Here is a 13,613-nt window from a genome sequence, read left to right as displayed (position 1 = left end):
CCATGATGCTCGACCGCCGTCTTAATGCTTTCAGGCCCGATCTCGCCGAGGTTTCTCTTAAGGGCAAAGTCGAAGCCGAGCGCTTCGTCGAGGGTATTGCTGCACGCGTTGCCGTCCCCGTCGTTGCGCTACGGCCGAAGCCGGATCTTGCCTCGGGCATCGATACCGAGCTCTTGATGGGCGAAGAGGTGACGATATTCGAGCGTCGCGACGGTTGGTGCTGGGTCAAGGCTCTGTCAGACGGTTACGTCGGCTATCTCCCGGAAACGACGATCAAACAGGGAGCGGCAGCGCCGACCCACGTCATCGTTCCGCAGCGCACCTTCCTCTATCCTGAGCCGGAGCTGCGCAAGCCGCACGCTGCAGTGCTTTCCATGGGCAGCCTCGTGAATGTGACCGGCACGGCGGAGGCCCGGGGCAATCACTATGTCGTCCTGGAGGATGGCACTGCCATTTTCGCAAAGCATGTCCAGCCGATCGGCTACAACGAGGGCGGCGATTTCGTGGACGTTGCTTTACGCTTCCTCGAGACGCCCTATCTCTGGGGCGGCCGCTCGGGCCTCGGCATTGATTGCTCGGGGCTGGTGCAGCTGGCGCTATCGATGACGGGCCGCGCCGCACCGCGCGATACCGACATGCAGGCCGCAGGCCTCGGCCAGCCAATCGAGCGTGAGGAGCTGAAGCGCGGCGACTTCGTTTTCTGGAAGGGGCATGTGGCGATCATGGAAGATCCGGAAACCATTGTTCACGCCAACGGCCATACCATGACCGTCGCGCGGGAGAATTTCGCTGCCGCCATCGAACGCATCGGCTGGCTCTATGAGCGGCCGACCGGCTACCGCCGTTTCATCGACTGACCGCGCTGCGCAACCCTGTTGCCGCAACGCCCACCAGCATTCGCAATCGGTCGGTTTACGGAGTGCGAGGGCGCGCGATCCAGATGCCGGCGACGATGACGATGCCGCCGAGCGCCTGCAGCAGGGTGACGTTTTCGCCGAATAGGAACCAGGCGAAAACGGCGGCCGCGATCGATTCTAGGAAAATGACAAGCGAGGAGAAAACGGTTGGCAATCGTCCGAGCGCCACCGAAAGCAGTCCCTGTCCGCCGGCGTGGCTGATCAGGCCGAGCGCGAGAAGCACGCCCCACCCCGAGATCGACTGCGGCAGGATGCGCGGCTCGAAGAAGAAGGCGATCAGGAACAGGATCGCCGAGGTTATGATACTTAATTCGAAGGTAACGCGCGCGGCATTGGTCCCCGGGCGTGCCGCGCCGACTGCCAGGAAATAAAGGCCGAAGAAGGCGCCGGTGATGATGGCGAGCGCATCGCCGACGGCTCGGTCCGGATTGAATGCCAGGCTTTGGACGACGAGTGCCGATCCGCCCGCAAGGCAGATGAGAAGCCCGAGAAGCGTGGCGCGGCTGACACGCTGTCTCAAAAGAAGCCAGCCGAAGATGACGACCCAAAGCGGCGCCATCGTTGCGAAGAAAGTGGCGTTGGCGATCGTCGTCCGCATGATCGAGAGATGCCAAAAGAACAGGTCGCCCGTGAAGGCAATGCCGGCGAGGATCGTCGGTATCGTAAAGCTGGCGCGGGGTGCATCGGGTTCGGTAGCCTCGCCATATCGCATCCATATCCAAAGGATCGGCAGCGCCAGAAAGACACGCCAAAAGGCGCTGGCGAAAGGCCCGACATCGGCAAGACGCACGAGGCTCGGCGAAATGCTCATGGCCAGCGCCGCGAGGATCATCGCGACGACGCCAAGAAGAAAGCCTTTCGTATCTTCGCTTTCCCCGAGGCTCGCGCTGCGCATATCGTATTCGGTGTCCCGCTGTGACATTCTCGTGCCTTTGCAAGTCAGGTGATTTGTGGCGCAAAGCTAGTACATAGGGGAAGAGGATTTGGCTCCATTTTGATGGCTTTCATGCAATTTTGTTTCCTCTTTGCGGTAAGGATGTATTGAAATGCGCAAACCCGCCGATCTCGATGAGTTCGACCTGGCAATTCTCGAGATTCTCCAAAAGGACAGTACGGTTCCGCAACGGGAGATCGGTGAACGGATCAACCTGTCGGCGCCGGCCGTGCAGCGGCGTATCAAGCGTATGCAGGAAAGCGGCGTCATCCAGGCCAATATCGCGGTCGTCGATCCGGCGGCAATAGGCCTGCCGATCACCATCGTGGTCGAGGTCCATATCGCCAACGAGCGGTACGACCTCATCAACGCGATCAAGCGCAGCTTCCTCGAAGCGCCGGAAGTCCAGCAATGCTACGGGGTCACCGGCGAGGCCGATTTCGTGCTCATCATCGTCGTCCCCAGCATGTCCGCCTATGAGGAGGTGGCCCGGCGTCTTTTCTACGACAATCCGAATGTCACGAAGTTCAAGTCGCTCGTGACCATGGACCGGGTCAAGGTCGGCCTTTCGCTGCCATTGTCGCTGGACTAGCTGGCTGTCTCCAAGTTTGCTTCATGACGGCCGTTTCGGCCAGTTCGTCACGCCGCCGGTCCAGTCCTCAAAAGCCTTCGAGAGACGAAGTACCAGCATGTCGTCGAAGCGCGGGCCGATGATCTGCATGCCGATCGGCATACCGGAGCGGGAGAAGCCGCAATTGATCGATGCCGCCGGCTGCTCCGACATGTTCCACGGAACGGTGAAGGCGATGTGCTCGAACGGCCGCACAGGGTCGTTGGTGGGCGAAGCCCATTCGGCGGGATAGGAGACGATCGGATTGGTTGGCGAAAGCACGGCATCCACCTCCGCGAAGAGCTTGGCGCAGCTCTTGCGCATCTCGTAGGTCTGGTTGAAGCCGCGAACGGCATCGACGCCGCTGATACCGGCGCCGCCCTTCGCCCAGCTATAGATATAGGGCAGGATGCTGTTGCGGCGTTCCTCGCTCAAAGCCGTCATATCGCCCCAGAAGCGTGCACGCCAGAAAGCATCGAGTCCGTCAAGCATCTGCCTGGTCAGCACCGGCGAGACGTCGATGATGATGGCGCCTGCTTCCTCGAAGCGCTTGGCGGCAGCAGCGACCGCATCGCGTATCTCGTCCTCGACCGGCAGGCCGCAGCCAGCATCGAGCATCAGGCCGATCTTCATGCCTCGGATGTCGATGTCGAGATTCATCCAGTCGATCTCATTCGGCGGCAGGCTCGTGCTGTCGCGCCAGTCGGGCCGTGAGAGCGTAGCCATGGAAAAGGCCGCATCCTCGACCGTGCGGGTCATCGGTCCGGCGCATCGCCCGAGATAATAGGGATCGATCGGAATACGGCCATTGCTCGGCTTGAAGCCGAAAATGCCGGTCCATCCTGCCGGCAGGCGTATCGAGCCGCCGATATCGGTACCGATATGCAGCGGTCCATAACCGGCAGCGGCAGCGGCAGACGCACCGGCGCTGGAGCCGCCCGGATTTTGGCTGGGGTCCCAGGGATTGCGGCTGAGCTTGTGAAAGCTCGATAGGCCTGATGAGAGCATGCCGTAATCGGGGCAGGTGGTTTTCGCGAAAATCACCGCGCCATCCTCGCGCATCCGGGCGGCGATGGGCGCGTCTTCGGCAGCGGGAACGAGCTCGACCGCCGCCGTGCCGAGCGGCACCGGCTGACCTTTGGTGGCGATTAGCTCCTTCAACGTTACCGGAATGCCGTCCAGGGTTCCAAGCGGCGTACCCTTCGCCCAGCGCTCCGTGGAGGCCGCGGCTTGCCGGCGAGCATCCTCCGGATCATAGGCGTAAAGAGCGGCGATTGTCGGCTCCCATGCCTCGATATGCGTCTCGAGTGCCAGCCAGTATTCGCTGGGAGATAGGCTCTTGTTGGCAAATTGGCGCCGGAGGTCTCGGATGGAAAGATCGGTAGGTTCGGTCATGATCTATACTCTTCATGTCTCAATCAGCGCGTCGCCTCGCGGGGGTCGAGGAGATCACGCAGCCCGTCGCCGAGCAGGTTGAAGCCGAGCACGGAGAGCGCAATGGCAAGCCCCGGCAGCAGGGCGAGCCACGGCGCAACGTGGAAATAGGTCTGCGCATCGGCCAGCATCCGACCCCAGGTCGGCGCGGGCGGCGGTACGCTCAAACCCAGGAAAGCGAGCCCAGCCTCAGTCAGGATCGCAAGGCCGAGCTGGATGGTCGCCTGGACGATGATACTGCCCATGATGTTGGGCAGGACATGGCGCAGCGTGATGGAAAGCTGCGTATTGCCGATGGCGCGCGCCGCCAGCACATAGTCGCGGCTCCACGCCTGCAAGGCAGAGCCGAGCGCGACGCGGGCGAAGACCGGCACCATGAAAACCGCAATGGCGATGATTGCCGTCGAGCGCCCGGTCCCAAGAAATGCACCGAGGATCATGGCCGAAAGGATCGGCGGCAGGGCGAAGATCACGTCGCAGGCGCGCATGACCAGCGCCTCGAACAGGCCGCGTTGGGCGGCGGCGGAAACACCGATGATCGTTCCGAGCGTCCCGCCGATCGCAACCGCCGATACGGAGATTGACAGCGAATTCCAGCAGCCCGCCATCAGCATCGACAGGACATCACGGCCGATCTGATCGGTGCCGAGAAGTCCGAAGCCGAAGGGTGGCTGCAGCTTGTGGAGGATCTGCATCTTCGCCGGCGGCACCGGTGTCCAGAACAAGGAGACGATGGCGACGCCGACAAGAGCAAGGATAATGAGGGCGCCGACGATCAGATTCATCCGCCGCAGCGCCCGAAAACGACGGCGGGAAGACGTCGCGGCGATTTTGGCCTCGACAGCAGTCATCGTGCACCTCCCGCTCGCAATCGCGGATCGATGACGAGATAGGATAGATCGACCAGAAAATTCACGACGATGACGAGGCCGGCAAAGAACAGCACGACATCCTGCAGAACGATGACGTCGCGCTGGCTGAGTGCCTGGTAGGCGAGGCGGCCAAGGCCGGGCAGGGTGAAGACATTTTCGATCAACACGGCCCCGGCGACGAGAAAGGTGAATTGCAGCCCGAGAATGGTCAGCACCGGTACCAGCGCGTTCGGCACCACATGTCCCCACAGCACGCGGCTGCGTGACAGGCCCTTGGCAATCGCCGTGCGGGCAAAATCCTCATGCAGCGTGTCGAGCACGGCCGACCGCGTCACGCGGGTCAGCACTGCCGCCTGCGGCAGCGCAAGCGCGATCGCGGGTAACACCAAAGATTTCAGGGAGGGCCAGAATCCGCTTTCCCAACCGGGAAAACCGCCGGCCGGCATCCAGCCGAGGGAGGTGGCGAACAGAAGAACCAGCAACAGGCCGACCCAGAAGCCCGGCACGGCGATGCCCATCTGCGAAAACAGCGTGGCGATGATATCGAAGACGCCGCCGCGTCTTGCCGCTGCCGCAACGCCGAGCGGTACGGCGACAAGAACCGACAACAGGATGGCAAGCAGCGCAAGCGGCAGGGTAACGGCAAGCCGCTCGGCAATCAGGCCTGCGACCGGAACGCCATAGGTATAGGACGTGCCGAGATCCCCCGCCAGCGCGCCGGCGAGCCATTGGCCGTAGCGGACAATCAGCGGCTGATCGAGACCCATATCATGCCGGAGCGCGGCAAGTGTTTCCGGCGTCGCCGATGTGCCGAGCGTGATCGCGGCCGGGTCGCCCGGCAGCAGCGCCATGACGGCAAAGACCAGCAGCGAGACGGCAATCAGCGTCAGCACAAGTCCGAAAATCCGGCGGGTGAGCAGTACGATCATAGCAAGTCCATGGCCAGGCTAATTCGGCTAAGAATACGGAGTTGGTGCGGCCTTTGACTCCTCCTTCTCCCCATCGGGGAGAAGGTGCCCGATAGGGCGGTTGAGGGGGACGAGGGATGAAATCCCGAGTGCCTTGAGCGCAAGCAAAAGGCAGTTTTCGGCGTGGCAGCCCCCTCATCCGACCCTTTGGGCCACCTTCTCCCCGCTGGGGATAAGGAGTTGGTCGTCGTGCGCGAAAGAAATACCAAGATCATGCCCAATCAAACTGTTGGAGCGGTCAGTCTTCCCAGGAGACGTTGGTCAGCACGTTGGAAGGGATCGGTTCGTTCTCCCAAAGCCCCTTCAGCTTCTTGTCCCAGACGCCGAGCTTCGGCATGACGAAAAGAAAGAGCGCCGGCACGTCCTCGGCAAGAATGCTCTGCGCCTCGCCATAGAGCTTGTTCTGCTCGGATACATCGGACGTGAGCTGGATCTTCTTCATCAGCTCGTTGAAGGCGGGATTCTTGTAGTTGAAGTAATAGGGGTCGCGCGAATAGATATCGATATCCAGCGGCTCGGCATGGGCGACGATGGTCATGTCGTAGTTGCGGCCGGTCAAGACGTCCTGCACCCATTTCGCCGGGAATTCCGTCGGCTCGATGTTCATCGTCACGCCGATATCGGCAAACATCGCCTGCATCACCTGGGCGCTACGCGGCGCATAAGCCATCTGCGGCGTCTTGATGGTAAAGGTGAAACCGTTCGGATAGCCGGCCTCTGCAAGCAGCGCCTTGGCCTTGGCGGTGTCGTAGGGCAGCGTGCCGGTCAAATCCTTGTAGCCGGGATCGTTCGGCGTGTAGTGACTGCCGATCGCGGTGCCTAAACCGGACCACGCGCCTTCGATGATCGTCTTCCGGTCGAGCGCCATCATCAGCGCCTGGCGCACGCGCTTGTCGTCGAAGGGCTTGCGGGTGTTGTTCATGCCGGCCACGACCTTGAGTTCGGTATTGCCGACCTTGGTCGTCAGCCTGGCGTCGCCCTCGAAGGAACTCATGAGCTCCGGCGCGGCGAATTCCGGAAAGGCATCGAGATCGCCGGCCTTCAACGCCGCCGCCTCCGCCTGCGGATCGGAAATGAAGCGGAAGGTTACCTTCTCGAGCTTCACGTCGACCGACTTGTTCCAGTAATCCGGGTTCTTGACGAGGTCGACATGATCGCCCTTCGCCCAGGAGGAGAACTTGAACGGGCCGGTGCCGATGGGCGTCGTCTTGTCATTGGCCGAGGATTTCGGCCCTACCATCACGGAGCTCGGCCAGCCTAGCCAATAGAGAAGGCTGCCGGTTGGCGAGGACAGATGCAGTACAAGCGTTTCCGCATCCGGCGTATCGATCGAGGCGATGGTCGAAAAGAAGCGCTTCTGCGGGTTGACGGAGTCGGCGCCACGAGCGCGATCGAGCGTGAACTTGGCGGCAGCCGAATCGAAGGCTTCGCCGTCATGGAATTTCACGCCGGTCTGCAGCTTGAACGTATAGGTCAGGCCGTCAGGTGAAATCTCCCAGCTCTTGGCGAGCTGCGGCGCGATCTTGCCGTTTTCGTCGATCGCAACCAGGCCTTCGAAAATGTTTTGCCAGGTGACCTGGCCGATCGCGACGGGCGCGGCGATCGTCGGATCGAGCCCTGTTGGCTCGACGCTCATGCCGAGATTGAGTGTCGTCTTCGCGGCTTCAGCCTGTGTCAGGCCCATCATCAGCAGGCCGGCAGAAACTGCGGCGCCATAGGCAAGCCGCCGCGCGACGTCGCCCAGGCTCGGGCGTGAAAACTTGGTCATGTCGGTTCCCTTGCTTTTGCCCGCATGTCCGGCTTCCCTTCCGGCCTGCGGTCTTTTTCAGGATAGTGTCATCTCATCGGCGCACACACAATTCCGAAAATGTGTGCTCGGTGTAGCCGAAACCGCTACACTCTTTTCGTGGTTACAGCATTTCGTTCAATCATGCCTCCTCCTGGTGGAAAGTTGGTGGCGCATGAAGCGCTCGATGAAATCGAGCAGCTTGCCGGCGGCGAAGGAGAGCTGGCGATCGGGCGCGACGCAGAGATCGACCGGCGTCCGCACCCCCATGCCGCCCGCCACGGGCCGTGCGACGAGCTGGCCCGCCTCGATCTCCCTTTGAACGGTGAGTGCCGGCAGCATGGTGATTGCCGCACCGCGCAGCACCAGCTCCTTCTGCATTTCAAGCGAGCCGGTCTCAAAGACTGGATCGAGCTTCAGCCCCTCCTGCTCGAACAGTGCGTCGAAGGCCTGTCTTGCGCCGAAGGAGCGATCGGGGACGGCAAGCGCGTGGGCCGAGATTTCCGCAAGTGTGATCTCGCTGGCGGCAGCAAGCGGATGAGAGGCGGCAGCGATCACGTCATAGACGAGCTCGGAGCGCAGGCGCACCTTTGTGCCGGAAAGCGGCGGGGCAAACAGCGTCACCGCAATATCGGCCTCGGCATTGTTGACGGCTTCGATGGCGCCGCGGGCGCTGGTAATGGTCACTTCGAAGCGTAGGCCGGGATAGCGCAGACTGAATTCGGCCAGCGCCGGAGCGAGGATATTGGCGACGGACGCGCCATTGGCAAAGATACTGACGGTCCCGCGCTGCAGGCCTTTCAGGTCTTCGATCAACTGGTGAACATGGTCGAGCTCGCGCAGCGTCCGGCCGGCGCGTTCCGCCAGCAATTCGCCGGCAGCCGTCAATTTGATGCCGCGGGCACTGCGTTCGACCAGTTGCGTGCCGAAATGATATTCGAGATTCTCGATCTGACGGCTGATGGCCGTCGGCGCCACGTTCAGGTTTTCAGCCGCCTGGCGCATCGAATTGGTGCGCACCAGCTCGTCGAAATATATCAGCGCGCGGATCTGCATGCGCGGGAGCTCCCGTTAGATGGCGGGCTTAGCGAAGCGATCCCGCCACGCCACTTGCCCGCCTTCGACCGGCAGCGCCGTCGCTTCGTAGACGCCGCGGGCGATGGCGCGCGCCATGACAATGGTGGCGAGGTGGCAGAGCTCCATGAAACCAGGCATATCGTCGCGCGTATGCCTGCCGGTGGAAGCGGCAAATACGGTATCACCGTCGAGCGGCAGATGCGTCGGTAAAAGCGCACGCGCAAAGCCGTCGTGAGCACAGATGGAGAGGCGATGCGCCTCAGCCTTAGTCAGCTGAGCGTCGGTGACGACGATGCCGATGGTCGTGGCGGTGATGTCGGTGCCCTTCAGCCGCAGGCGTGAATCGACCACCTGCGGCATGCCGAGACCGCCAAATTCGCCATTCTGCTCGAAGGGAGCCGCCCAGAAATGCGGGCCGTCGCCGATGGTGGCGGAACCGAGCGCATTGACGGCGACGATGGCGGCGATTCTGTATCCGCGACTGCTGACGGCACTTGCCGAGCCGAGGCCGCCCTTGACCGTTGCCGTCGTGGCACCGGTGCCGGCGCCGACGCTTCCAAGCGCAAACGGCCCTTTATTTGCAGCCTTGAAGGCGGCATATCCCATGTCGCGATAGGGCGAGTGCAGCCCCCAATCCTTGTTGCCGCCGTTGATGAGATCAAACAGGATCGCCTGCGGCACGATTGGCACCAGCGCATCGCCAACCTTCAAGCCGCGGCCCATCTCCCTCAAGCCTGCCTGCACGCCGCCGGCCGCATCGAGGCCGAAGGCCGAGCCGCCTGAGAGCACGAGACCATCCACAGCACTGACGGTCATTGCAGGATCCAGCAATGCGGTATCCCGCCCACCCGGCGCGCCGCCGAGAACGGCGCAGGAGGCGATAGCCGGCTCATCGAAGACGATGGCGGTGACGCCGGAGCCGAGCGTAAGGTCGGTGGAGTGACCGACAGCGACGCCTTCGACATCGGTCAGGAGATTGAGGAGGTCAGCCAATGAAAAATCCTTCGCCGTTTACAACGCGAGGTCGCCATGGCGATAGGATCGTAAAGACGGGGAAAAGACAAGATGGGTTTGTTCAACCCGAGCGGTCCGGGACCGGAGGCTTTGGAGCTTCGGCGTTTCACAAGGAGCCGGCGGACGCTTCCTTCGCAGGAGGCGCCGCGATGGCCTCAAATAAAAAAGCCCCCACCCTGATTCTATCAAAGGGTGAGGGCTGGGGATGGGAATGAGTAAAAGCGCAGGTGATCCGACCCATCAAACATGGATCGGTTTTGCCTGCTGGCGGGAAAGAAGGTCGCGGATCGCAAGCTTCACTTCGTCCGCATTTCTGAAATGCTGCTCGTCCAGATCATGGACATGATATTTTACAGCGATGAACTTGAGCCGATCCTGATCGGGAACGACGATGCCGACGGGGACGCCGGCGTATTCGATGACTTGCTTCTTCATAAATAGACTCCCTCTGCGCAAGCACAGCGCAGACATGGCGAATTGACTGTTTGATTCCGGTAAGGAGGACGAACGTCACATTCGACAGCACGGGCGGGAGAGCGCGCCCGAGCGGTCATTGCCAAGCACGGACCGCCTAGGGATCGAAGCAATGACTTTTCTATTCAGCATGTCACTTCCTCAATTGGCGTTGTACTTGTTAGGGCCCCCGTGAGGGGCACCGCGATCGATGTACTATTATCTACTAAATTAGTAGATAATAGCGATTGCATCCTCAGAAACATATTCCGAAAGATGTCAAAATGTCGACGATCGGGAAAATAAAATTCCGAGTCTTGCGGGTTGCAGGGAAGGTTGTCTTAAAACCTTCGGATTGCTACCCGTGTCGGTACGGCTCGCCGATCACCGAGCAACAGATAGGAACTGGCGCGAGATTCGACAATGCCCCGGCAGCATTAAAATTCACGCGCCGCTAAAACACCTCAATGGTTAATGGCGTGACGAGAACGTCAAAATCTATCCTCAAGCACCTTTTCCAGGGCCTTCACGAAGAAATCGGCGCTCTCGGCTGCGAGGCATAGCGGCGGCTTGATCTTCAACACATTCAAGTGATCGCCGGTCGGCTGCATGATGACCCCGAGATCGAGCAGGTGTTCGCAGATCGCAGCCGTTTCTTCGGTCGCCGGCGTCAGGATTTCGCGGTCGCGCACGAATTCCACGCCAAGATAAAGCCCAGTGCCATGCACGGCGCCAATCAACGGGAATCGATCCATGAGAGCGATCAGCCCCGCCTTCAGCCTGTCACCGATGACGCGGGCATTTTCCTGCAGATTTTCATCCTTGAGGATATCGAGAACGGTGAGACCGGCGACGCAGCTCACCGGGCTGCCGCCGGCGGAGGAGAAGAAATAGCCTTCCTTTTCCAGCGATTCGGCGATCTCGCGGCGGGTGATGACGGCGCCGAGCGGATGGCCGTTCCCCATGCCCTTGGCGATGGTGATGATGTCGGGCGTGACACCCTGCGTTTCGAAGCCCCAAAAATGCTCGCCGAGACGGCCGTAGCCCACCTGCACTTCATCGGCGATGCAAAGGCCGCCGCGTTGGCGCACTGCGTCATAAACGCCTGCGAGATAGCCATGCGGCAGCGCGATGCCGCCGGCATTGCCATAGACCGGTTCGGCGATGAAGCCGGCAAGGCCGTCGCCCTTTTCGTCGATCGCCCGCAGTTTCGCCATGACGTCGCCGAGATAATGCGGAGCAGAATCCGGGCCGCGGAACGGCCCGCGATAGGTATTCGGCGAGAGGACGGGGTGCACCCAATCCGGCCGCGTCGTCAGCGCCTGCGGATTGTCGGCAATCGAGGTGGAGACGGCCTCACTCGCAACCGTCCAGCCGTGATAGGCCTCCAGCAGGCAGAGCATGTTTCTCTTGGCCGTGTGCGCCCATGCAAGGCGGATCGCCAGATCGTTGGCTTCCGAGCCGCTATTGACGAGGAAGACGCTGTCCAGTCCCTCAGGTGCCAGCGTTGCCAGTCGCTCGGAGAATTCGGCAACGGCGGCATAATGGAAGCGGGAGTTGGTATTGAGGCGAGACCATTGCTGGGCGATCGCTGCCGTCAGGCGCGGATGGGCGTGGCCGAGCGTCGTGACGTTGTTGACCATATCGAGGTAGCAGCGCCCTCGCGTGTCGAACAGGAATTCGCGCCAGCCGCGCTCGATCTGTGGCGGGAACTCGTAATAGTGCTTCTGCGGCTTCGCGAAACGGGCATTGCGCAGAGAAAGCAGCGCGGAAGCGTCCGGCCGTGGCGCCTCGCAGGCCGGGTTCAAAAGAGCGGCGGGCGAGGGGGAGACGGCCGACCACCCCTCTGCCTGATCCGCCGTCGCAAAAAGCGGCGGCACAAGGCCGGGCACGCGGCAAAGCTGAATGCGCAATCCTCCGATTGCCGAGCCCTCGCTGCCGATCGTTCCTATTGTCGCGCCTTGCTCGATAGCCGCTCCGTCCTCGAGAGCGCTTTCGATACCGTCGAGATGCAGGCTGATTTCTTCACCGACCAGCACGAAATGCTGGCCCTGCCGTTGCAGAAGGCCAGGGAAGGGAGCCGCAACTGTCGCGCCAGCCGGCAGGCAGATATCGCAATGCAGCGCGAAATTCTGTGGCTGCCTCATGTTAAGCGGCGCAGCAAGGGAGAGGCGGAATTCGCCGTAGCGGGTCGCCGCAGCCCCGGAAGCGATTGCCGTCTGGGCAAGCAGCCGCCAGTCCATATCAGGCTTCTGCCAGTTGCCGTCCGTGAAGTCAGGCCCGGTGGCGGAAAGATCGATGGCGGCAATCTGCGAGGAGTCGATGTCGGGTAGCAGCGGCGACCAGCCGTCAGTCACGACTGGGGCGACATCAAAACCGATCGTCCGCAGGATCGCCGCTTCCATCACATCCGGCTGCGCCTCGGTTGCGACATCGAAGATTTCGCGCTCGAAATCGAGATTGCCGCGCACATAGTCGTTGTCGGGGTCGATAGCGAGCTGCTGTTCGGTGCTGGCGGTGAGGATGACGGCCCGCGCGACGATCAGCGGCCACAGGGCTTTGGCTTCGACTTCCTCCAGTGGATAGATCGCATGATAGGCACTGATTGCCGGAAGGATGTGGAAGGGGTTGCCGCCTGCATGATGTAGCAGCGACGCACAGGTGACAGCAAGATCGCCGACCAGCCAGCCCTGGATGATATCGCCGAAGTCGATGACGCCATCGGGCACGAGCTGTCCGCGCGCATCGGGATGGCTGACGACATTGTCGTCGGTGACATCATGATGCACCGGCTGAACACGCAATTGGCTCGCGAGCGGCTGGATGCGCTTGACGGCGGCGACCATTGCCTTGGCGATGCGGTCGCGCGCCTCGTGATCGGTTATGGCCGACAGCAGCTGCACGGCAACGGGTCCTGCCCGTCGCAGGTCCCATTGAAGGCTGCGGTGCAGGCCGGGATGATCGAAATCGGCAAGATCGCGTGCAAGCCTAGCCGAAAGCGCGCCGAGCCCGGCCACGGAGGTCTGCGGCAGGTAGTTGCGCCGCGTCAGTGTCTGGCCGGGGAGAAAGCGGAGCAGCCGGACGAGGTAATCCTGCTCGCGGAGAGTGATGGCGAGGATATCGCGGCCATTCAGTGAGGGGATGACCTCGGGCACGCGCGGCGCATCCGGCTTGGCGTGCAGATGGCGGATCGCGGCATTCTGCGCCTCGAGCTCGACCAGCTCGTATTCGGCCCGGCAGATCTTCAGCACATAGGCGTTCTCGCCGGCATCGATGCGATAGTTGCGGTCCTGCTGGCTGCCGAGCTCGGTCAGTGTTCCGCTCAGACCGTAATGCGTCTGCAGGATCTCGGCCGCCTCCTCCGGTGTAACGTCCGGTCTCGGCAGTTGCATACGGTTCACGAGCGTGGCGTCGGCCATGGCATCCCCCGGATGGTTCATTCGCATCGACACTAAACCATTCCATCCTAAAGAAAATTACCCAAAACAGATAGGGTAGTCGAGCAGCGAGGAGGAAGATAGGCCGCAGAATGCAGCCGGCTAGGCATA

11 protein-coding genes are annotated in these 13,613 nt (G+C 61.7%); 2 read left to right on the top strand and 9 right to left on the bottom strand.

Features of this window, described 5'->3' with window-relative positions; translation table 11 throughout:
* Positions 1-2: 2 nt before the first annotated feature.
* Complete coding sequence (locus tag FBZ99_RS14215; RefSeq protein WP_145633778.1) at positions 3-857, top strand: C40 family peptidase; 855 nt, start codon at positions 3-5, stop codon at positions 855-857.
* A 55-nt stretch (positions 858-912) separates the two neighbouring features.
* On the opposite strand, the gene FBZ99_RS14210 is transcribed toward FBZ99_RS14215, so the two are convergent.
* Positions 913-1,839 (bottom strand): DMT family transporter, encoded by a 927-nt coding sequence (locus FBZ99_RS14210; protein WP_145633773.1) that lies wholly within the window; start codon positions 1,837-1,839, stop codon positions 913-915.
* A 124-nt stretch (positions 1,840-1,963) separates the two neighbouring features.
* Here FBZ99_RS14210 and FBZ99_RS14205 point away from each other — a divergent pair, with 124 nt between their 5' ends.
* Positions 1,964-2,443, top strand: coding sequence for an Lrp/AsnC family transcriptional regulator (locus FBZ99_RS14205; protein ID WP_113330459.1), 480 nt, complete (start codon positions 1,964-1,966; stop codon positions 2,441-2,443).
* Positions 2,444-2,464: 21 nt separating this feature from the next.
* Here FBZ99_RS14205 and FBZ99_RS14200 read toward each other — a convergent pair whose 3' ends face one another.
* The 8 genes from FBZ99_RS14200 to FBZ99_RS14165 all read right to left on the bottom strand — a co-directional run bounded on the left by FBZ99_RS14200 (position 2,465) and on the right by FBZ99_RS14165 (position 13,484).
* Positions 2,465-3,856, bottom strand: coding sequence for an amidase (locus FBZ99_RS14200; protein ID WP_145633769.1), 1,392 nt, complete (start codon positions 3,854-3,856; stop codon positions 2,465-2,467).
* A 23-nt stretch (positions 3,857-3,879) separates the two neighbouring features.
* Positions 3,880-4,746, bottom strand: a complete 867-nt coding sequence (locus FBZ99_RS14195; RefSeq protein ID WP_145633765.1) for an ABC transporter permease — start codon at positions 4,744-4,746, stop codon at positions 3,880-3,882.
* The gene (locus tag FBZ99_RS14190) at positions 4,743-5,696 is read right to left on the bottom strand and encodes an ABC transporter permease (RefSeq protein WP_145633761.1); all 954 of its coding nucleotides are present in this window, start codon (positions 5,694-5,696) and stop codon (positions 4,743-4,745) included. Before FBZ99_RS14190 ends, FBZ99_RS14195 begins: the two co-directional genes overlap by 4 nt.
* Positions 5,697-5,973: 277 nt before the next feature.
* Entirely contained in the window at positions 5,974-7,503 is a 1,530-nt protein-coding gene (locus FBZ99_RS14185; protein ID WP_145633758.1) for an ABC transporter substrate-binding protein, read from the bottom strand.
* A gap of 156 nt (positions 7,504-7,659) precedes the next feature.
* Positions 7,660-8,577: a LysR substrate-binding domain-containing protein gene (locus tag FBZ99_RS14180; RefSeq protein WP_145633754.1), complete on the bottom strand. Its 918-nt coding sequence runs from the start codon at positions 8,575-8,577 to the stop codon at positions 7,660-7,662.
* 15 nt (positions 8,578-8,592) lie between these two features.
* Positions 8,593-9,591 carry a P1 family peptidase gene (locus tag FBZ99_RS14175; protein ID WP_145633749.1) on the bottom strand — a complete coding sequence of 333 codons (999 nt, stop codon included), beginning with the start codon at positions 9,589-9,591 and terminating at the stop codon, positions 8,593-8,595.
* A gap of 261 nt (positions 9,592-9,852) precedes the next feature.
* Entirely contained in the window at positions 9,853-10,047 is a 195-nt protein-coding gene (locus tag FBZ99_RS14170; RefSeq protein WP_015338438.1) for a hypothetical protein, read from the bottom strand.
* 509 nt (positions 10,048-10,556) lie between these two features.
* Complete coding sequence (locus tag FBZ99_RS14165) at positions 10,557-13,484, bottom strand: aminotransferase (protein WP_145633746.1); 2,928 nt, start codon at positions 13,482-13,484, stop codon at positions 10,557-10,559.
* Positions 13,485-13,613 lie beyond the last annotated feature (129 nt).

The sequence above is a fragment of the Rhizobium sp. ERR 1071 genome, from assembly GCF_007828675.1.
GTDB classification, from domain to species: Bacteria; Pseudomonadota; Alphaproteobacteria; order Rhizobiales; family Rhizobiaceae; genus Rhizobium; species Rhizobium dioscoreae.
This window is presented reverse-complemented; position numbering and strand designations above follow the sequence as displayed.

Bases quoted from the DNA above. Each gene is read 5' to 3' on its own strand.
- FBZ99_RS14165 (WP_145633746.1), bottom strand. From the start codon at position 13,484: ATGGCCGACGCCACGCTCGTGAACCGTATGCAACTGCCGAGACCGGAC.
- FBZ99_RS14210 (WP_145633773.1), bottom strand. From the start codon at position 1,839: ATGTCACAGCGGGACACCGAATACGATATGCGCAGCGCGAGCCTCGGG.
- FBZ99_RS14200 (WP_145633769.1), bottom strand. From the start codon at position 3,856: ATGACCGAACCTACCGATCTTTCCATCCGAGACCTCCGGCGCCAATTT.
- FBZ99_RS14215 (WP_145633778.1), top strand. From the start codon at position 3: ATGATGCTCGACCGCCGTCTTAATGCTTTCAGGCCCGATCTCGCCGAG.
- FBZ99_RS14180 (WP_145633754.1), bottom strand. From the start codon at position 8,577: ATGCAGATCCGCGCGCTGATATATTTCGACGAGCTGGTGCGCACCAAT.
- FBZ99_RS14205 (WP_113330459.1), top strand. From the start codon at position 1,964: ATGCGCAAACCCGCCGATCTCGATGAGTTCGACCTGGCAATTCTCGAG.
- FBZ99_RS14170 (WP_015338438.1), bottom strand. From the start codon at position 10,047: ATGAAGAAGCAAGTCATCGAATACGCCGGCGTCCCCGTCGGCATCGTC.
- FBZ99_RS14195 (WP_145633765.1), bottom strand. From the start codon at position 4,746: ATGACTGCTGTCGAGGCCAAAATCGCCGCGACGTCTTCCCGCCGTCGT.
- FBZ99_RS14185 (WP_145633758.1), bottom strand. From the start codon at position 7,503: ATGACCAAGTTTTCACGCCCGAGCCTGGGCGACGTCGCGCGGCGGCTT.
- FBZ99_RS14190 (WP_145633761.1), bottom strand. From the start codon at position 5,696: ATGATCGTACTGCTCACCCGCCGGATTTTCGGACTTGTGCTGACGCTG.